Raw genomic sequence first — 18,012 nt, 5'->3', positions numbered from 1 at the left:
GAGGACCTTTGTCTGCCCGCCCTCTCAGTGTCCGGTCAGGCGCAGGACGCCGTCGTATTGCATGTCCCGGCCCGGAACAATGATGTGGCTGCCGCAGGAAGGAATTTTTGCGGTAACGGGTTTATTGCGGAACTGGGTCAAAAACCGCTGGAAGGATTCCATATCTTCCGGGATGATTGTTACTTCCGTATAGGCGGGGTTGGAAGGCGCATGCGTGATTTCCACCCGGAAGGAGCCTGCGATGTTGCCGTCCGGCGCATAGAATTCCAGTGATTCTTCCGTAGAGGCGGGATGCATGAAGAACAGGAAAAACATGATGCCCAGGGCCGCCAGGGTGACGACAGTCAACGGAATATTTTTTCTGAGGGGACTGATATGCATGCTTTCTTTTCCTTCCTTCCCTAAGATTATGGGTTTTGCCGGAGCGTGTCAACCCCTCCGGGGGACAGGCTGCGGAGGATTCCTTTCCCATATTCTTTTCAAGGAACAGGTTCTGGAAGAGAGGGGGATGGAAAAAGGGTTGCGTCTGCGGGACAATGTGATAGCTTGTGCGGGCAAAGGGAACCCTATGACCGTACCTGTAAAGATACTGTCCGTATTGGCGGGGCTGAGCCTGGCTGGAAGCGCCCGGGCGCGTATTTGGACGAATGACCGGAGCGCTACCGTCGTAGCCGTGCTGGTGGCCGTCCGTGATGCGGAGGTGGATTTGAAGCTTCAGGACGGGCGCGTGGTGGCTGTTCCCCGGAATATTTTTTCCGGAGCCGATCAGGAATATATTCTGGAATGGGCAAAGTCTGACGGGACGCTTCCGGATACGGATGCAGGGGCGGAGAACCCTCCTGCGCAGGGAGATTCCGGCAGCCGATACGTTCCTCTGGAGCCGAATTGGGATGTTCCCTGGCCGGAGAGGGTGGCCGTTCCCGGTTTCCTGCTGGTAAAAACCGTACAGGAGACGGAGGAATTGAGCATGTATGAAACGGATCATTTCATTATAGAGTCTCCCGGAAAGCTGCCGGAAGCGGAGCGTATGGCCCTGGCCCGGCGCTTTGAAACCGTTCTGTCTGCCCTGGCGTCTGTTCCGTTGAATCTGGCGGTGGCCCGCCGGCCTTCCCGCAAGTATCTGGTGAGGGTATGTTTCCGGGAAGAGGATTTCAACGGGGCGCCTGGCCTGCGGAACGGGCATCTCAAGTTTTCCCCTACCAGTTTTACGGCCCTGTTGTTGCGCGATAAAAAGGGAAGGCTGCTGAAACCGGATGAACTGGATCCGCGCTTTGCCGTCACGCACTGGGCGGCGCAGTCCATGGATTGGGACCACTGGCTGGTGGACGGCTTTTCCGCGTACATGGCTTTTCTTCCCATGGAGAAGGAAGCGCTGGTACTCCGGAAGATTCCGGAAAGGCTGGCCACGATGGTCCCGCGCGCCGTCCGCACGGGCAGAGAGGCTTTGCCGGCCCTGGCGGACATGCTGGACAGGGATGCCGTGCATTCCGCCGCGGAGCATGGCGTTCCCACCAGGGAAGGAAAGCTTCAGTATTGGGCCGATTTGTTATGGATGGTTTACTGGAGCCATCTGGAAGGGAACGGAAAGGCGGAGCGCCTCAGAAGCTATTTGAAGGTCCGTGATGCGGAGGGCGGCGGGAAGGCGCGTGCTGTTTTGCTGGATGGCAAAACTCCGGAAGAGGTACAGGGGGAAATGGCGGCCGCCTGGAAAAAAATGGGATTGAGGCTGAGATTTTCTCAGCCGGCTTCTGCTGCCGCGGACGGGAAGTCCGCGGAAAAATGACGGGAAAGGAAGGGAAAAAAACTGCCGGGCAGATGCGGGAAACCTGCGGTTCAAATGGTGCCGTTGAGTTTTCTCCCTATCCAGAACAGGGTAAGCAGAAGGAGAAGGGTGAAGAGCGTATACGGGCTGCACCAGAGCAGGATGCGCGTTTCCATGGGCGGCGGCACCGGGAGATCCCTGATTTCCTTAATGAGCCGCTGTATTTCCTCAGCTTTCACCATGCGCCCGCGTGTGATGGAGGCCATTTCCTCCATGAGCGCGGTATTGACGGGGCTGCCGATTTTTTCCAGCGTTTCACTCATGGTGATGACGGAAAGCGTAACGGATTTATCCGGTTCCGCAGAAGATGAAGCGGTGAGTTTCCAGGTGCCGGGGCGATTGATTTTAACGGAGGCGGTAAAGGAGCCCCATGTATGGTCCATCGTGTCCATTTGCACGCGGCTGGAGCTCCCTTCCGGAGCCGTAATGTCCAGGAAAACCTCTCCATTCTGGAGGGGGGCCCCCAGTTTGTCGGAAACCATGGCGGTGACGGTCAGCGTGTCTCCCGGCCGGGGGCGTTCCGGGGTGGGAATCAGACGTATTCTTTCCCCGGCGGCCATGTTGCGCTGGTAACTCATCCAGCGGGCTACCTGGCTCCAGAAACGGTAATGGTATTTGTCCTCCACCCCGCGCCGCCATCGCCAGGCGGAATCCGTGCCCATGAAGAGGACTTTCCCGTGGCCGTAAGACTGGGTGACAATAAGGGGAATGCGGCCATAGGCATTCTTATCCGCCGCATGCACGGCCAGGACAGTGCTTCCCGCTTTGGGCCGTTCCACGGGGGCGTACCAGTTGAAGCCCGGCAGATTGCGCCATACTTCTTCGTTTTCGTCCTCCGTATCCGCCAGCATGGTGAGCAGGGAGCCGCGGCCTTCCGGCGTCAGGATGAGAGGGGAGGGGGAGGGCTGGGTTGTCCCCTCCGGTTTGGCGTTAAGGAATGTAACGGGTATCAGATCTCCCAGTTCGGATTTCAGGAGTTCCATTTGCCTGCCCTGATAGCCGGGAAGGAAGACGATGCCGCAGGCCTGGTTTTTTACCATGCCTTTGAGCAGGGAGGCCTGTTCTGCCGTCAAACCTTTGGAGCCCAGCCCCACGTCGCCGATGAAGATGACGTCATACCGGGCCAGGTCTTCCATCTTGTCCGGGAATTTGACCAGGTACCCGGGGCCTTCCCCCATTTCTTCCAGTCCCGGATGAAAGAGCAGGGTATGCACGTCCACGCCGGGATCCCGGTACAGGGCGTTCCGGATGAAGCGGTATTCCCAGCGCGGCAGGGTGTCGATGACCAGCGCTTTGATGGATTCCCTCCTGCCGGAGATGCTGAAGGAGGAGGCGTTATTATTGTGCATCCGTTCCTGGGGCTGGACGGGGAGTTTGAGTTCCAGCGTTTCCGCCCCTTCTTTTTCTATTTTCCACAGAACGGCGTCGGACACCTCCCCCTGGGCCGGAATAGTGACCGTGCGGGTGACGGTTTTTCCTGTATCCCTGGAAGTCATGGCAAGCGTGGCGCGCGTTTCCTTGCCCAGCGTGCTTTTAATGGTAAAGGGTATTTGCACTGTTTCCCCAATGATGCCGTAGGTGGGGGCTTTCACGTCCTGGAGGGCCAGGTCCGGCAGGGGGGATGGGCTGCCTGCGGGAATGATGAACAGGGGGATGCCCCTGGTGCGCATGCGCTGGGCCTGCGTCAGCACGGAGGATGATGCGTTGTGGCTGCCGTCCGTGAACATGATGACCGCCCGGAGATTGTCGGAGGATTGCATGGCGTCCTCCAGCGGTTTGGCCAGGTCTGTACCGGACATAGCGTAATCCGGGGAGTCCGGAGAGGGAGATGCGCTGAAGGTAGCGTATTCCACTACATGCGTGTCGTTAAGGGATTCCGTACTGTTGCCCTTGAGCAGTTCCTGCACGTAGGCCGTGCGTGTGACGACATGCTGGGGGGATATTTCCACATCCTGCGTTTCCATGGAGCCGGAGCGGTCCTCCAGAATGGAAACCTTGGGTTTTTCCTGCGGGGCGGAGGTGATGACCCATTCCGGCTGGAAGAGCAGGAAGCAGATGAAGCCAAGGATTGCCAGGCGAAGGATTTCCAGTTTGAATGTCAGCGGCCGGCGGTTGCGTTTGCTGGCGATATGGCTTATCCAGATGCCGGCCGCCATAACCAGGACGGTCAGGATGACGCTTGATGCGGTAGGGTGGAGGCTCAGGTTCATGGGCGGGTGGTGGGGGAGGGGCGTTTGGACGTCTGCCCGGGCAGGCACAGGAGGGCTTCCAGCAGCAGGCTGGCGAGGGAGAAGAACAGGAAGAGCTTCCATGCTTCCTGCACCAGGGAGGGGGCTTCCGCCGCACTCTGCATGGAATTGATGGAAGCTTCCGGCAGAAGGAGGCGGAGTTTTTCATCCGTAATCTGGTCAGGCATGTCTTCCGTCCAGGGGCGGTTCACGGCGTAGGTCTGCGCTCCCAGGCGGTACACGCCCGCCGTATCGGCCGGAGAGCCGGAGGGACGGCTCCCCTGGGCATTATCCAGGCGCACGGGGGTGTCTGTGGCGGATTGCGGCAGGGAGGCGTCATTCACCCGGAGGGAAATGGAGGTGGAAAAGCGTTCCGCCCCCCGGTCCGCCATACGCTGGAGCAGGGGGAGCAGCAGGTGGCCGTCCGCTAGGTTGGACCAGGAATATCTGGGCAGCGTCCCCAGGAACAGGGCGGAACCTGTCCCGGCCCTGACCTGGGCCAGGGCGCAGGAGCCGTCATCCCAGGAGGCCAGGGTACGGTATTTGCCCAGCAGGGGCTTCCTGCGCACGGCGCGGAGACGGTTGGCGGGGATGGGCGTTTGATCGGAACCGTCGCGGAGGAATCCCCTTTGCCGGTCCCACGTTTCCAGACGGTAGTATTGTTCGGGCGCAGCCGTCTCCGTGGCGCCCCAGGAAACGCCCAGGAAGGAATGCCGTGTTCCGTGTTCCGTATCGTCAGGCAGGAAGAGGACTATTCCTCCTTCTTCAATGAAGGTCTGGAGTTTTTTCTCCATTTCCGCGCGCGGCGGCGGCCCATGCCAGACGACCATGGACTGGGTGGCCAGATGAGACTGAGCCTCCCGCGTATTGCCGGGCATCGTGGCTTTCCTGTTGGTAAGGCCGGGAGGGGCGGACATCAGGGAAAGGGTTTTCCCCACTTCTCCCGAAGGGCCGAAAATCAGGATGTTGGCGAGAGGCCTGGGGGCGAAGGTGAAGAAGGAAATGTCATCCCTGGTGAAGTCGTCATGAGGCAGCGCAACGAAGCCGAAGCCGGATTCCTTGCCCTGCGGCAGGGGGATCTCTTTCCGGATGGAGGCGCTTTCCCCTGCCAGTTGCAGCGTGGAGGAGGCGGATGAGTTGTCCACGGAGAGTTGCACCGGCACATTCTCCGGCTGGTTGGGGTTGAACCCCTGGCGCAGCACTTCCAGGTCCAGCACCAGTTTTCCGTTGTTCACCTGAGCCTGACGGACTCTGATGCCGCGGTTGCTTGCCGGCCTGTCGCGGAGGGCCATGATGCGGACGGAGGGGGGCAGAGGCAGAGCGGCCAGCCTCTGGCGCACACCGGGCCAGAGTGGGGAGTCCGGCTTCCAGGAAGAGGCCTGCATGTCCGAGGCAATCCAGATTTCCGTCTTTCCGGAGCCTGATTCTTCCAGGTACGGGATGGCTTTTTGCAGAAGTGCCGGAATATCTGCGCCGCCATCCGTCGTCTTGCTTACAGTCAGGTCCGTCAGGGCTTCCGGAGCGGGAATCTGGGTAACGGTTCCGGTGGCGGAATCAAGCAGGGAAAGGCGGCAGTGGCCGAGCTGCGCGAAAGTGGATTCCACCAGAGGGGGGATGGCATCCCGCAGGGAGCTGGTTTTGTCCGGACGGGCATCCATGGAGGCGGAACGATCCAGAACCAGCAGGACTTCGTTCAAGCCGGAGCTTCCCCAGCCGAAGAAGCTTCCAAGCAGGGGCCGCGCAAAAGCCGTTACCAGTGCAGCTGCGGCCATCACGCGCAGCGCCAGAATCAGGTAGTGCAGCAGTTTTTTCGTTCCGCGTGTTTCCCTGGCCGCCCGAAGCAGAAATTCCATGGCCGCCCAGGGGACGGAACGATGCCGCCACCGGTTGACCAGGTGGATGATGATGGGAATGGAGGCTGCAAAGAGAGCCCACAGCAGCCAGGGAGAGTTGAAGGACATGGCGGGATAGGGATAATTGGAGGGTCAGAGCTGTCTGGTCAGGTGGCGGGCTGGTCAGGCAGCAGTTGCCGGAGGATATGAAGGGTCATTTCCCCGGTTTGCTGGAAGGATTTTTCTCCCAGAATGCCGATGTTGTCTTTGGAAGTGTGCCACCAGTTGCCGTCCTGGAAGTCGTCAATCAGGTTCAGCGTATCCACGCCGCGTTCCATGAAGGGAACGTGGTCATCCAGGATGGCATAGCCGGATACCCCCCATTCCTCCGTGGAATAACCCAGGTCACGGATGGCGCGGGAATAAACCCGGTACATGGATTGGGGCGTCATGGACGGGATGCGTATCTTTTTACCCTGCCGCCCCACCATGTCCAGATTGATCATCCATTTGGGGAGCGGCTGTTGCATGGCGGAGGCGTAATGCCTGGAACCGTACAGCCCGTCGTCGCTGTCCATATGTTCCGCAAAACTTTCTTCCCCGTCAAAAAACACAAGCTCCAAATTTCCGGCGCGTGCGGGTTCTCCGGACAGAATACGGGCTGTTTCCAGAATGGCCGCAGCTCCCGAGGCCCCGTCATTGGCTCCGGTGAATCCGTCAATGCCCTGCTTGGTGTCAATGTGGCAGGTCAGCAGACCCCGCACCGGATCCAGGAAGTTGGGCGTCTTGCCAAAACGGGCCCTCAGGTTGACGAAGCGGACGGGACCCTGGGGCGTTTCCTTCTCAAAAGCCTGTTCCCGGCAGGTCCAGCCGTATTTGGCCAGTTCCTCCTTCAGGTAGTCCATCTGCCTGCGGTAGCCGGGGGTGCCTGAAGCGCGGTTCCCCATTTCCGTTATCCGCGCGGCGTGGAACAGAGCATTTCCTCCATTGAAACAGTCCGTCTGCCGGATCTGCGCGGGAATGGTTTCCGCGCCGGGCAGGGGCGTTTTTACGGGATTTTCGCACTGCATCAGCAGGGCCGTAAACAGGATAAGTCCGATGCGGGGCGTCATGAAAAAAGGGGGAAGGAAATTTACTTGGAATCAGGCCATTCGTCCTGGCCCAGAAGCTCAAGAATGCGGATGAATTCCGCTTTGCTGGAGAAGGTGATTTCGATGGAACCCCGGCTACCCTGGCCGGAGATGTTCACCGGAGTTCCGAATTGTTTGGCGAGAATGCCGGAAATTTTTTTGTACTGAGGGGAGGACGGCTTTTTAGCGGGAGCCGGCTCCGGCGGGTTGAGCATCTTCTGAATGGCTTTTTCCGTCTGGCGGACGGTGTAGCCCTTGTTGACGATGTCGCGCCCAAGCTGGATTTGCTGGTCCTTGTTTTTGAGGGAGAGAAGTACCTTGGCATGCCCTACGCTGATAAAGGTATTGCCCAGCATGTCCTGAACCGGCTGGGGCAAATCGAGCAGCCGCATGCTGTTGGCCACGGCGGCGCGGGATTTGCCTACGCGTTTGGCGATGTCTCCCTGTTTCATGCGGAACTCCGTTTTCAGGCGCATGTAGCCGGCGGCTTCTTCCAGCGGGCTGAGGTTTTCCCGCTGGAGGTTTTCAATCAGGGCCAGTTCCAGCACGTCCTTGTCGGAAGCCTCCCGGATGATGGCGGGCACGGTGGACAGCCCCAGGATGCCGGAGGCGCGCCAGCGCCTTTCTCCGGCAATCAGTTCATATTTGCCGCTTTGCGTTTCACGGACGATCAGAGGCTGGATAATGCCGTGTTCCTTGATGGAATCTACAAGTTCCGCCAGCTGCTCCGGCGTGAAGATGGCGCGCGGCTGCAGGGAGCTGGGAATAATGGCGGCATGGGATAGCTGATGCACAACGTCTCCCGCCTGGGGAGCCGCCAAGGATTCACGAGACAGATTTTGATTGATAAGGGCGTCAAAGCCTTTCCCCAGAGCCGGTTTTGCCATAGCAGGGAAGAGACTAGCATGAACCGGTTCCGTTTTCAACAGGGTATTTTATTATCCGCGGCGGAAATTCCGGCGTTTGCATCTGGCGGAATATTTCCTGTTTCCGGACGTGTCAGGCGTGTTGCTCCCGTCCCAGGGGGAGGGCAAGGATGGTTTGTGTCCGGGAGCGGCCTGATGCCGTTGGGCCGGCCCCATTCCGGCAAAGGCCCGTTTCCGGGAAATGAACAAAAAAATGAACAAAATGAATAGCAATCAACAGTCCGGCCGTGACGCCGTTTTCTCCCGCGGAGTCGTTGCGGCGCAATACGCGCGAGAATTCCTGGAACCTCTCACCCCCTCTTTCAAATGAAACTCAATTTGACGGAAGAACAAAAGAAAGCAGCTCTGGAAGCAGGAAAACAGGGCATGAAAGACGCTTATGAAAAAAGCGGAACCCGCCCCGGACTGACCTGGTGGGAACGGCTCTTGTGGGTGGTTCTGACCGGAGCGGCTTATGCGGCGTCCTCCCTCCTCTCCGGCTGCGGGCATACCGTAGACGTGACTGCGGAGCGGGCACGGATATGCGGGGACGGCTCCTGCCTGGTGCTGGAACCGGGGCATCTGTCCTACTTCCAGAAACAGCCGAAAACGGAGATCCCTCCGGTTATCCGGAAAGTCCGGCAGGGCAAGTGACTAGGCGCCGTCCAATCTTTTGCCCCGGCGTTTTCAGGAAAAACGGCTTTTCAGGAGCCGTTCCGGGGGGATCAATTCAGCGCCCAGGGCGGATGTGATGGCATAAAATCTGGTTATGAACGCTTTATTTGCCGCCGCCTCCTATTATTTGGCTGCAGGCCGGAAGGTGGAGGAAATGGAGGAGGACGGACGCTTCCAGGATGTCTATATCCGTACTCCCAAACTTGTCCTGATGGCGCGCAGGGTGGATTCCTCCGCGCCTTTCGGAAAGATTGTCGATGTCCGATTCCGGTTTGAACCGGGCCGGTGTGATGCCTGGCATCTCCATTTCCTGGCGGGAGATGTACGGGAGTTGCTGGCTTATGAACGGGAGATTTTTTCCCTGCCCTGGATTCTGACCCAGCATGGCAAGCGGGGGGACGGTAGATTGGTAAAATTGCCTGCTTCCCGGTTTTGCCGTCTGCTGGGAGTGTTTGTGGGAGGCGGGGCGTTTTCCTGATCCTGTTGATGAAAAGGAAGCCTCCGTGCGGATGTCTGCACGGAGGCTTTTCCTTGCCCGGATGTCATGGAAGCAGGTTGCCGCAACGATGGTTGAATTCTCCTGCCCTCCTTTTCCGGGAGTTTTTTGCAGGTTCCCCCTAAACCAGGGATTGTGCGAACCGGTACGCCTCATTGCTGCGGTTCAGCCAGCCTGTGCCGAACACGGGAAACTGTTTGCAAGAATGGTAAAATGACTTGCGCTGTTCATAGAGAGTGGAAAGAAACGCGGACTCTCCAGTCCGGGCGAGAACGGTTTGCAGCATCTGACGGGTTTGTTTTCCCGGAATCCCGTCCACCGTGAGACCGGCTCCGTGGACATTCAGAGCGCGCTGCAAAATCTTCCCGGTATTCCTGCTCCCGGAATTGAAAAAATGATCCCGCAGGATGAATTCAACGCCAGGATAAGCGGCGGAACCCAGCCAGGAACGCACGGCGGCGGTATTATCCAGCACGTACTGGAGACAACCTTCCCAGGCCTCTTCACGTCTTCCGGCATCCAGCAGGGCCTTCAATCTGTTAAACACGGACGGTTCAATACCGTCGCAAATGCCGCAAATCTCCCACTTGCCGCCCTTGTCGGCGGCGGGAAGGCGGGAAACGCGCAGGGAATCCGGCCCGGTGACGCGGCTGTCTTCCAGGCGCAGGGTGGCCGCAGCCATGGTTCTTTCTGTAGTGTTCATTGGGTCGAATCATGGTTTCAGTTGGGCGGAACGGCAATAAAGGCGTATTCAAGGGGGAAAACGGCTTCCTGAGGCGGCGTTGTTGCCAACGGAACCTCCTTACCGCTCCAAAAGTGGAGTGACCCTTCGCTGCTGGAAGCTGACGGATATGGCCGTGAGTGGAATGGTTCTCATGCCAGATGTTGCATCTGCTTTATTTCCGTCTGCTGCTGCATTCCGCTGGAAATATTAACGAATAATGAACGTTAAAAAGCGGCACGCCGGAATTCGCGGGAACGGCCAATGACGCCCGCCTGACAATAAGCAACCCGCTCAAGGGTTGACCTTGAGCGGGTTATGATGGAGCCGCTTGTCAGATTTGAACTGACGACCGTCCGCTTACAAGGCGGGTGCTCTACCACTGAGCTAAAGCGGCATGGTAATGAGGTGCCCATATCTACAGAAGATGGCCCGTTGTGGCAAGCCGAAAATGGATCAGCAGGCATGGATGTCTCCATTTTAGCGATTCACAACGCTTCAGGAGTCAAACAGGGAGCCCTGTTCCAGCGGCGGATCGGCTGGCGGTTCCTCCAAATGGGGGGCTGTTTCCGTATGCAGCGTTTCCGTGGAGGGGGGGCTTTCCGGGCGTTCCGCTGTTGCGGAAGGAGCGGTTGTTTGTCCCTCCGTTTCCTCATTTCCGGATCTGGGCGGAGGCATGATGCGGGAGACGCGTTCCACAGGATGCCTGGTAATGATATTTCCCTGGGCTCCGCGGTTCTTGATTCTCAGGTCCGCGAAGTGGAAGGGCCTGATCAGGTTACGGAGTTTCAGAACGGCTTTCAGGTAAACGTTTACGCTTATCTGGGAACTGTTTTCTTCCGTTTCATGCACGGAGAAATGGAAGATGCGCGTTCCCTTCGCGCCCCGGGTGAGCGGATATTCCTTGTCCCTGGTGAACCCTCCTATGCGGAAGCGCTTGGCGTACACGGGGCCGTCTTTTCCGTCCCGGTAGATCAGGTTGAACACGGGGTCATCCCCTTTTTTGATGACGGAAATATAAAGGGGATTTTTACCGGCGAAAAATTTGTCCTGAATCCGCACGATTTTGAGCACCCCAGCATTGTCGATGATCAACACGTCATCCAGCGTAGAGCATTTGCAGACGGGATTCCCCTTCTTGACGCCGTAGCCGGCGAAGCCTTCTTCGTCAATATACAACGTTTCATTGGCCACGGCCACCTGCGCGCGGTTTACGGAACCGAAGGAGGAAATTTCCGTTTTCCGCGGATAGGCGGCGCCGTATTTTTTACGCAGGGCTTCAAACCAGCGGATAGTGAATTTGGTAAGCTGGTTGAGGTTCTTCTGCGTTTGTTCGATGTCCTCTTCAAGCTGGCGGATGTGCTGGTCCGCCTTGAAGGCGTCAAATTTGGAAATGCGCTTGATTTTAATTTCCGTCAGCCTCACCAGGTCATCCCTGGTAATGGGGGCGCGCAGTTGGGATGCAAACGGCTGCAATTCCCGGTCAATGGTGCCGAGCACGTCTTCCCACGTTTCGGAATCTTCAATGGAGAGGTAGATGCGGTTTTCAATGAATATTTTTTCCAGGCTTGCCTGGTGCCACGCCTCGTTCAGTTCCCTGAGGCGTATTTCCTGCTCCTGGCGCAGGATTTCCTTGGTGGAGTCCGTGTTGTAGCGCAGGATGTCGCTGACGCACATGAACCTGGGTTTTTCCTCCACAATGACGCAGGCATTCGGGGAGATGCTGACTTCACAGGCGGAGAAGGCGAACAGGGCTTTCCTCGTCTGCTCCGGGTCCGTCCCGGCCGGGAGATGGACCAGAATGTCCACATGCTGGGCCGTATTGTCCTCAATGCGGGCGATTTTAATTTTTCCCTTTTCCGCAGCGGAGACAATGGAATCAATTAAAATTTCCGTGGTGACGCCGAACGGGATTTCCGTGATGCGGAGAAGTTTTTTCGATTCCGTAAGGATGCGCGCCCTGATGCGGACGCGGCCCGTGCCGCGTTCCCCGTCACGGTAGTTGGTGGCGTCCATCACGCCTCCGGTCGGGAAGTCCGGCAGAAGCTGGAAGGGCTGGCCGCGCAGGTAGGCGATGGAGGCTTCAATCAGTTCATTGAAATTGTGGGGGAGAATTTTACTGGAAAGACCCACAGCGATGCCTTCCGCCCCTTGAGCGAGAAGGAGGGGGAATTTGACGGGGAGGCTGACCGGTTCCTTGTTCCTGCCGTCGTAGGAAAGCTGCCATTCCGTGACTTTGGGGCTGAATACTACGTCACGCGCAAAGGAGGTGAAGCGGGCTTCAATATAGCGGGAGGCCGCTGCGGGGTCGCCTGTCAGAATATTGCCCCAGTTTCCCTGCGTGTCGATAAGCAGCCCTTTTTGTCCCAGACCCACCAGCGCGTCTGCAATGGAACGGTCGCCGTGCGGGTGGAATTTCATCGTGTCTCCCACGATGTTAGCCACTTTATTATAACGCCCGTCGTCCAGGCGGTCCATGGCGTGCAGAATACGGCGCTGCACAGGTTTAAACCCGTCATTAATCTTGGGTACGGCCCGTTCCAGAATGACGTACGAGGCGTAATCCAGAAAGTAGTCGGCATACATGCCTTCCACAGACTGACTCGCGGGAACGATGTGGGCGGGTTGAGTCACAACGGCGGATATTAAAGGAATTGTTCCGGGGGGGCAAGCGCGATCTCCATAAAGAAAATAACCGGCTTCCCGTTTTGGGGAAAGCCGGTTTTCCGGAGAAAGAAAGCGGTAAAAGCAATCAGGCCTGCTTGGCAGTCAGCCTGTTTCTGAGTTCCTCCGCTTCAGCGCGCAGGGTGTCGAGTTTGGCTGTCTGGGCTTCAAGTTCGGCGATTTCTTCCAGAACGGCCGCCAGGCGGCGCAGGTCGGCGGGCTGGGCGGCTGCGAGAGGCTGCGCTTTGGGAGCGGCTGTATTTTTGGTGCCGGGTTTACGGCCGCGCTTGACCTTGGATGCCTTCATCCAGCTTGAGATGGTCACCGTGCTGATGCCGAACCGTTCGGAGGCTTCTTTCTGGGCGCCCCTTTTGTTTTGAGTCTTCCGTTCAGCAATGAAATCAAGAACGGATTGTTTTTCTTCGGGCGTGTAGCGCCTCCTGTTTTTGGTACTGTCGTTGGAATTCATGATGTTGACGAGTGATTATTTACTTAACCAATTATTTTTGGTCTGGCAAGAAAAAAGTATATATATTTTAATATCTTTTAAGAGGATGTTTAAATGACGGGCGCATGTTGTTGAAGTTCTGTCGCGTTCTCTTTACTTTATTCCTGATTTTTATTGCTAACGGATTGATTTTTTGATGATTTTGCAGGAGAAATTGAGGGATATTTAAACGCGTTTCCATGTTATATCCCGGGTGAAGCCTTTTCCGCAATTTTCCTGTTGATCCGGATGCGGCCGCTGTTCCCGCGCCCGTTCTCCAGCCGGGATTTTGAGGTTGCAGGGAGAAGCGGAATCGTATAAAATCATCCCAATTTCCCAGCCATTTTATCATGATGACCGATCAGACAGGAACTCCGTCTTCGCCAGAACCTCCCAAGCTGCGGCGCCGTTTAGTAACGGCAGCCCCCGCAGCTGGGCCCAAGGTAAAATTTGTTTCTCCCGCCGCGGAAGGCGTGGAGGTTGTCAAGCCGCGTTTTCTCACTCCTGAGTTGCAGGCCAAGCTGGCTCAGGAACAGGAGGAAGCCGCCCGCCGTGCAGCGGAACAGGCGGAGGCGGACAGGATTGCTGCGGAAAAAGCGGCCGCCGAGCAGGAGGCCGCCCGTATCGCCGCAGAAAAGGAGGCGGCAAGAATAGCTGCCGAGGAGGAAGCCGCCAGAATCAGGGCGGAACAGGAGGCTGCCGAAGCCGCGCGCATTGCCGCGGAAAAGGAAGCAGCCCGTATAGCCGCTGAAGAGGAAAGAGCGCGCCTTGCGGCGGAACAGGAGAAAAAGGAAGCCGCTTCCGCCCCCTTGCCTGATCCGTCCGTGGATGCCCAGATTCAGGATGCCCTCGCCAAGGTGGCGGAGGCCCAGAAAGCCCTGGCAGAGGCCCAGGCCGCTGCCCTGGCCCAGGCCGCAGGGGTAGCGCCCGCGGCTGTGCAGACTCCGGAACCGTCTGTTCCGGAACCCGCTTCAGCGGGCACCGCTCCCAAACTGAAAGTTTTCAAAACGGCCGCCGCTCCCGCTGCGGCGGAGAAACCGCCAGTAGCCGCTCCGGAAAGCGCCGTTCCCAAGCTGAAAGTGTTGAAAACCCCTGTGGGGGCCGCTCCCGCTTCTTCCGTGTCTCCCGCCGCGGTTCCCCAGCCTGTCAATACCGCAGAAGTTTCCCCAGCCGCCGACGCCCCTCTGGCGGGCGACGGCGGTATTCAGCCTCCCGCCGGAACGGAATCCGCCCGGGATATGGTCGATTCCGTGGATAAATCCAGGTCCCTGCTGCGGGGGGTTATTTATGGGGTATGCGCCCTGGTTGTCATCGCTGCCGGCGTAGGAATTTATGCCTGGAGCACCAACAGCAAGAAAGAAAAGGTGGAAGGAGAGAACGCCCGACTGAATGCGCTGGTAGTGGAAGGCGGGAAACTGGGCCGCAGCCGTCTGTTTGATTCCAAGAATCTCAGCCGCGTTCCGGATGTGAAAGTCGTTCCCGATGCCGAGGATGCCGCTTTGCTGCTCGCCAATGTGAGGGGAGTCAAGGGCAACAGGGAAAACTGGCCCGGAGCCGCCCACCTGGTTTCCATCATGGCCCAGATGGATGACAATATTGCCCGTCAGGTGGTGGAAGACATGAAAAAAAATGTCGGCAGGTACAGCAAGGAAAAATATTCCATGATGGTGACCCTCTTGGCCAAGTCTTCCAGCCCCGCCATGCGCGATATGCTGAAAGACCTGTACGCTTCCATCAGCAACAGCAAGAACAAGAAGATCCAGGACAAGCAGGCCGTAGTGCTCAAGTACATGCGCTTTGCCATGAAGCTGGACGACCTTGACGACGTTATGGAAATCCTTCAGAAGAAGGATGCTTCCCCGGATTTGATTTCCTCCGCTTTCCGTACGGCCCGCTACCTGATTGACGGAGCTCCTCCGGCCAAGCGCAAGGCTCTTTCCTCCAAACTGCTCCAGCATCAGAAAAACATGCCGGAGGAAAATGTTAAAATGCTCTACAAGCTGCTGGCCCGCACCGGGGATCCCAAGGTGCTGGACATGATGGAACAGAGCTATAAGGAGGATCCCAAAAAGGCGCTTGCCATCATTACGGCCTGGGGGGACTGGAATACGGATGACGCCGTGCCGTACCTGTTCAAGGCATGGAAAGACGAATCCCTGCATGAACGGGTGCGTTCTCAGGCTCATGATTCCATTCTCCGCGTACTTTCCGTGGACCGTGACCGGGATGACAACGCCACGCTCAAGTTGTTTGATCCCCTTATTGCGGATGCCAAAACGAGCGAACGCCGCCAGTTTCTGGTTTCCGCATTCAAGAGGCTCAGCAACCGCCCGTACGTGATTCGCCTGCTGGGCCGCATCAAGCAGACGGCGGAAGACCAGAGAAACGCGGTGGAACCAAAATTCCAGGCTGCGGAGGAAGCTTTGTTCAAGGCGGAGGACAAGTTCAAGGCCAACCCCGGCGATGCTGCCGCCAAGGCTGATTATGAGGCCAAGGAAAAGATTTATAATGAGTTGTCCAGCCAGAAAACCGGGGAAGACAAGGTGATTACGGCGGTGGAAAAGGCTCTGGAAAAGGTCAAGAAGACGCCTGTTCCCGCCAAGAAGGCCGCTTCTGCCGAGGACAGGGAAGATGACGAGTCTTCCGTGATTAAGACCATTTAAGAGGTTTCATCAATCGCATCCGCAAACCGGAGGGAAAATAATCCCTCCGTTTTTTTTATGTGTGGAAGTGATAACCGTGATGATGAAAGGGGGCAGTATAGTTGAAATAGGGTGAATTAGGGGTTAAAGAGCCTGAAAGCTGGCAGCGGCAGGAGATGACGAGGCCAACCATCAACAGGACAGGGGGGAGGCAAGCCTCCAATGTCAATCCAGCCCCCAAAGGCGGCCACGTTATCTTCCACATTGAGGACGCTGCCGCGGACAGGAAAGAATACGGTACGGTGATTGACGGAGAAGGACCCGGGGAAAGGCCGGCCATGCTATGGGATGAAATGAATATCGTCCTTCCGGCCCGCGGAGGAATGCGGGGCTGCCTGAGGGATTCCCGGGGAGAAACGGAAAAGGATACCCGGGCGACTTGCAAAAACAGGGAAGGTTCCAGCGGCGCGTCCTGCTCCCGGTTTTTTATGGCTGGCCCTTACAGAAGGAGCCCTGTCTGGTAGATCAGCGTGGCCGTTGCAAAACCCAGGAGGGTCAATCCGCCGAATTGCGCCAGAGCGAACCACCAGGTGCCCGCTTCCCTTTTGGCGACGGTAACGGTGCCGATGCAGGGCAGGGCGATCAGGCAGAATATCATGATGCTGATGCCCTGGAGAGGGGTGTAGCTGGCTTTAAGGCGGGCGTTCAATGTCTGCTGGGCCGCCGGGCCCGAATTCCCGTCTTCCACCGCATAGAGGATGCCCATCTGGGTGACGAAGATTTCCTTGGCGGCAAAGGCTCCCACCAGGGCGGAATTGATTTTCCAGTCAAATCCGGCCACCTGCGTGACGGGTTCCATCCAATGGCCTATTTGTCCGGCGTAGGAACGTTCCATGGCCGCTGCGTTTATCGGCGCCGTGTCTTCTTCCGGCCTGGGGTAGGTGTTCAGGAACCACAGGATGATGGAGGCCCCAAGGATGAAGGTGCCCGCTTTCCGGACATACATGAAGGCCCGCGACCACATCAAGATGCCCACCTTCCGCAGGGAGGGGAGGCGCAGGCGTTTCATGTGGTGGAGGGAATCCCTCTGGGGCGCCTTGAAAAGCGTGTTTTTCAGAAGCCGGGCGCAGCACAGCGCCAGCAGGACGCCGCTGGCGTAAATCCCGAACAGAACGGGGGCCTGCAGGCGGGAGGGAAACAGGGCGGAGACGAACATCATGTAGATCGGCAGGCGGCCCGCACAGCTCATCATGGGCAGCACGGCGATGGTGACCAGACGGTCGCTGCGCGTTTCAATTCTCCTGGTGGACAGGATGGCGGGAACCGAGCAGCCGAATCCCAGCAGGAGGGGGGCAAAGCTGCTGCCGTTCAATCCCATGATTTTCATGATGCGGCCCATCAGGCGGGAAACCCTCATCATGTATCCGCTGTTTTCCAACACAGTAATGGCCCCGAAGAGGAGAACCACGTTGGGCAGAAAGGCCAGTACTCCGCCCACGCCGCCTACCACGCCTTCCCCCAGCAGGGATTGCAGGCGGGGCCACGGTTCCAGCATGCGGCAGGCCCAGACGCTGAACAGCTGGGTGCCCGTCTGGATGAGCCTGACCAGCGGATCCCCGATAGCGAAGCTCAGAAAGAAAATAATATAAACAATGCCCAGGAAAATAAGGGACCCCCATATTCTGTGCATCAGGACGGCATCCAGTCTGGTTCTCCACAGGTTTTCCTTTGCCTCTGTTTCCCGTTCCATAACGTTTACCGGAACGTAACTTAAAATCTGTCAATTTGACAGGCAAGTCTAAAAGCCCGGTTTTGCGGAAAGAGGTATGGGGTCCGGCAGTCTGTTTTAGGGATGGAGCGCTGATGTATTGAGCCGGATGGTTTCAGAGGTGTTGCCTCTTTTCAGCGGCGCAAGGCCGCCAGGCCCTGGATGAAAAGGATGGCCGCAGAGCAGCCGAAGATCATGGAGGGCAGGAGTTGAAGCATGTACAGCGGATCTGTGGAACCGTTCCCGTAGGAGGGGAAGATAAAGGCCAGAATCAACGCGATCAGGGACAGCCCCCACGCCAGCCATGATGCAGCGGGAATCCGGCCTCCGGGGGGAGCGGGTGGCAGCTGCGGCAGACGTTCCTGCCGGATGCCGCGCTCGTCAGTATCGCGTCCGGAGAAGGACGGCCGCTTTTTCTTGACGGGAGGCAGGGAGGACTGCGTTTTCATGGCGTTTTCCGGTTTGCGGCCGGATAGTGAAGAGGGGGCTTCCCCGAAGGGAAGCCCCGTTGTGACGTGAATCAGAACGCCGCACGCCGTGCAGCGCATGCCGGTTTTGGCGTCAATCCCGGCCGGGTAGGTGTACCCGTGGCCGCATTGGGAGCATGTGGCGGATTCTCTCATGGTCTGGCTCGGATAGATG

The 18,012-nt window shown here is 57.8% G+C and carries 15 protein-coding genes and 1 tRNA gene; 4 read left to right on the top strand and 12 right to left on the bottom strand.

From position 1 onward, the window contains the following. Positions 1–24: 24 nt before the first annotated feature. Positions 25–381, bottom strand: coding sequence for a hypothetical protein (locus O4G22_RS00730; protein ID WP_094135651.1), 357 nt, complete (start codon positions 379–381; stop codon positions 25–27). Between the two features lie 187 nt (positions 382–568). Here O4G22_RS00730 and O4G22_RS00725 point away from each other — a divergent pair, with 187 nt between their 5' ends. Continuing rightward, complete coding sequence (locus O4G22_RS00725; protein WP_306701924.1) at positions 569–1,783, top strand: hypothetical protein; 1,215 nt, start codon at positions 569–571, stop codon at positions 1,781–1,783. Positions 1,784–1,833: 50 nt separating this feature from the next. Here the strand turns inward: O4G22_RS00725 and O4G22_RS00720 are convergent, their stop codons facing one another. From O4G22_RS00720 to O4G22_RS00705, 4 genes are read right to left on the bottom strand one after another with little or no spacing between them, the layout of a single operon-like run. Continuing rightward, entirely contained in the window at positions 1,834–4,032 is a 2,199-nt protein-coding gene (locus O4G22_RS00720) for a hypothetical protein (protein ID WP_306701923.1), read from the bottom strand. Continuing rightward, positions 4,029–6,011, bottom strand: coding sequence for a vWA domain-containing protein (locus O4G22_RS00715; protein ID WP_306713892.1), 1,983 nt, complete (start codon positions 6,009–6,011; stop codon positions 4,029–4,031). The genes O4G22_RS00720 and O4G22_RS00715 overlap by 4 nt, the downstream gene beginning before the upstream one ends. Positions 6,012–6,049: 38 nt before the next feature. Then, positions 6,050–6,994 (bottom strand): M28 family peptidase, encoded by a 945-nt coding sequence (locus O4G22_RS00710; protein ID WP_306701921.1) that lies wholly within the window; start codon positions 6,992–6,994, stop codon positions 6,050–6,052. 20 nt (positions 6,995–7,014) lie between these two features. After that, on the bottom strand, positions 7,015–7,899 hold the full coding sequence (locus O4G22_RS00705; protein WP_102748988.1) for a ParB/RepB/Spo0J family partition protein: 885 nt from the start codon (positions 7,897–7,899) through the stop codon (positions 7,015–7,017). Positions 7,900–8,244: 345 nt separating this feature from the next. Here O4G22_RS00705 and O4G22_RS00700 point away from each other — a divergent pair, with 345 nt between their 5' ends. Both O4G22_RS00700 and O4G22_RS00695 read left to right on the top strand, forming a co-directional pair. Further along, on the top strand, positions 8,245–8,571 hold the full coding sequence (locus O4G22_RS00700; RefSeq protein ID WP_306701920.1) for a hypothetical protein: 327 nt from the start codon (positions 8,245–8,247) through the stop codon (positions 8,569–8,571). Between the two features lie 115 nt (positions 8,572–8,686). Next, entirely contained in the window at positions 8,687–9,070 is a 384-nt protein-coding gene (locus O4G22_RS00695; protein ID WP_300771223.1) for a hypothetical protein, read from the top strand. Positions 9,071–9,209: 139 nt separating this feature from the next. Here O4G22_RS00695 and O4G22_RS00690 read toward each other — a convergent pair whose 3' ends face one another. The 5 genes from O4G22_RS00690 to O4G22_RS00670 form a co-directional block, all read right to left on the bottom strand. Continuing rightward, on the bottom strand, positions 9,210–9,791 hold the full coding sequence (locus tag O4G22_RS00690) for a putative peptidoglycan-binding domain-containing protein (protein ID WP_306701919.1): 582 nt from the start codon (positions 9,789–9,791) through the stop codon (positions 9,210–9,212). Positions 9,792–10,131: 340 nt separating this feature from the next. Next, positions 10,132–10,206: transfer RNA gene (locus O4G22_RS00685), tRNA-Thr, on the bottom strand. A gap of 101 nt (positions 10,207–10,307) precedes the next feature. After that, positions 10,308–12,443, bottom strand: a complete 2,136-nt coding sequence (locus O4G22_RS00680) for a DNA gyrase/topoisomerase IV subunit A (protein WP_290487659.1) — start codon at positions 12,441–12,443, stop codon at positions 10,308–10,310. Positions 12,444–12,561: 118 nt separating this feature from the next. Then, positions 12,562–12,942 carry a hypothetical protein gene (locus O4G22_RS00675; RefSeq protein WP_094135669.1) on the bottom strand — a complete coding sequence of 127 codons (381 nt, stop codon included), beginning with the start codon at positions 12,940–12,942 and terminating at the stop codon, positions 12,562–12,564. Positions 12,943–13,009: 67 nt separating this feature from the next. After that, complete coding sequence (locus tag O4G22_RS00670; RefSeq protein WP_295978167.1) at positions 13,010–13,312, bottom strand: hypothetical protein; 303 nt, start codon at positions 13,310–13,312, stop codon at positions 13,010–13,012. On the opposite strand from O4G22_RS00670, the gene O4G22_RS00665 reads away from it, so the two are divergent. After that, on the top strand, positions 13,311–15,623 hold the full coding sequence (locus tag O4G22_RS00665) for a hypothetical protein (protein WP_306701918.1): 2,313 nt from the start codon (positions 13,311–13,313) through the stop codon (positions 15,621–15,623). The genes O4G22_RS00670 and O4G22_RS00665 overlap by 2 nt on opposite strands. A 478-nt stretch (positions 15,624–16,101) precedes the next feature. Here the strand turns inward: O4G22_RS00665 and O4G22_RS00660 are convergent, their stop codons facing one another. Continuing rightward, positions 16,102–17,352 (bottom strand): ferrous iron transporter B, encoded by a 1,251-nt coding sequence (locus tag O4G22_RS00660; protein WP_306701916.1) that lies wholly within the window; start codon positions 17,350–17,352, stop codon positions 16,102–16,104. A gap of 152 nt (positions 17,353–17,504) precedes the next feature. Next, positions 17,505–17,993 carry a hypothetical protein gene (locus O4G22_RS00655; RefSeq protein WP_306701915.1) on the bottom strand — a complete coding sequence of 163 codons (489 nt, stop codon included), beginning with the start codon at positions 17,991–17,993 and terminating at the stop codon, positions 17,505–17,507. Between the last annotated feature and the right edge of the window lie 19 nt (positions 17,994–18,012).

Source organism: Akkermansia muciniphila (assembly GCF_030848305.1).
GTDB classification, from domain to species: Bacteria; Verrucomicrobiota; Verrucomicrobiia; order Verrucomicrobiales; family Akkermansiaceae; genus Akkermansia; species Akkermansia muciniphila_A.
Note: the sequence above shows the minus strand (reverse complement) of the source record. Positions and strands in the feature narration are given on the sequence as shown.

Excerpts from the sequence above, each read along its gene's own strand:
- O4G22_RS00665 (WP_306701918.1), top strand. The coding sequence starts at position 13,311 with ATGATGACCGATCAGACAGGAACTCCGTCTTCGCCAGAACCTCCCAAG.
- O4G22_RS00730 (WP_094135651.1), bottom strand. The coding sequence starts at position 381 with ATGCATATCAGTCCCCTCAGAAAAAATATTCCGTTGACTGTCGTCACC.
- O4G22_RS00660 (WP_306701916.1), bottom strand. The coding sequence starts at position 17,352 with ATGGAACGGGAAACAGAGGCAAAGGAAAACCTGTGGAGAACCAGACTG.
- O4G22_RS00675 (WP_094135669.1), bottom strand. The coding sequence starts at position 12,942 with ATGAATTCCAACGACAGTACCAAAAACAGGAGGCGCTACACGCCCGAA.
- O4G22_RS00670 (WP_295978167.1), bottom strand. The coding sequence starts at position 13,312 with ATGATAAAATGGCTGGGAAATTGGGATGATTTTATACGATTCCGCTTC.
- O4G22_RS00720 (WP_306701923.1), bottom strand. The coding sequence starts at position 4,032 with ATGAACCTGAGCCTCCACCCTACCGCATCAAGCGTCATCCTGACCGTC.
- O4G22_RS00700 (WP_306701920.1), top strand. The coding sequence starts at position 8,245 with ATGAAACTCAATTTGACGGAAGAACAAAAGAAAGCAGCTCTGGAAGCA.
- O4G22_RS00710 (WP_306701921.1), bottom strand. The coding sequence starts at position 6,994 with ATGACGCCCCGCATCGGACTTATCCTGTTTACGGCCCTGCTGATGCAG.
- O4G22_RS00655 (WP_306701915.1), bottom strand. The coding sequence starts at position 17,993 with ATGAGAGAATCCGCCACATGCTCCCAATGCGGCCACGGGTACACCTAC.
- O4G22_RS00715 (WP_306713892.1), bottom strand. The coding sequence starts at position 6,011 with ATGTCCTTCAACTCTCCCTGGCTGCTGTGGGCTCTCTTTGCAGCCTCC.
- O4G22_RS00695 (WP_300771223.1), top strand. The coding sequence starts at position 8,687 with ATGAACGCTTTATTTGCCGCCGCCTCCTATTATTTGGCTGCAGGCCGG.
- O4G22_RS00725 (WP_306701924.1), top strand. The coding sequence starts at position 569 with ATGACCGTACCTGTAAAGATACTGTCCGTATTGGCGGGGCTGAGCCTG.
- O4G22_RS00705 (WP_102748988.1), bottom strand. The coding sequence starts at position 7,899 with ATGGCAAAACCGGCTCTGGGGAAAGGCTTTGACGCCCTTATCAATCAA.
- O4G22_RS00690 (WP_306701919.1), bottom strand. The coding sequence starts at position 9,791 with ATGAACACTACAGAAAGAACCATGGCTGCGGCCACCCTGCGCCTGGAA.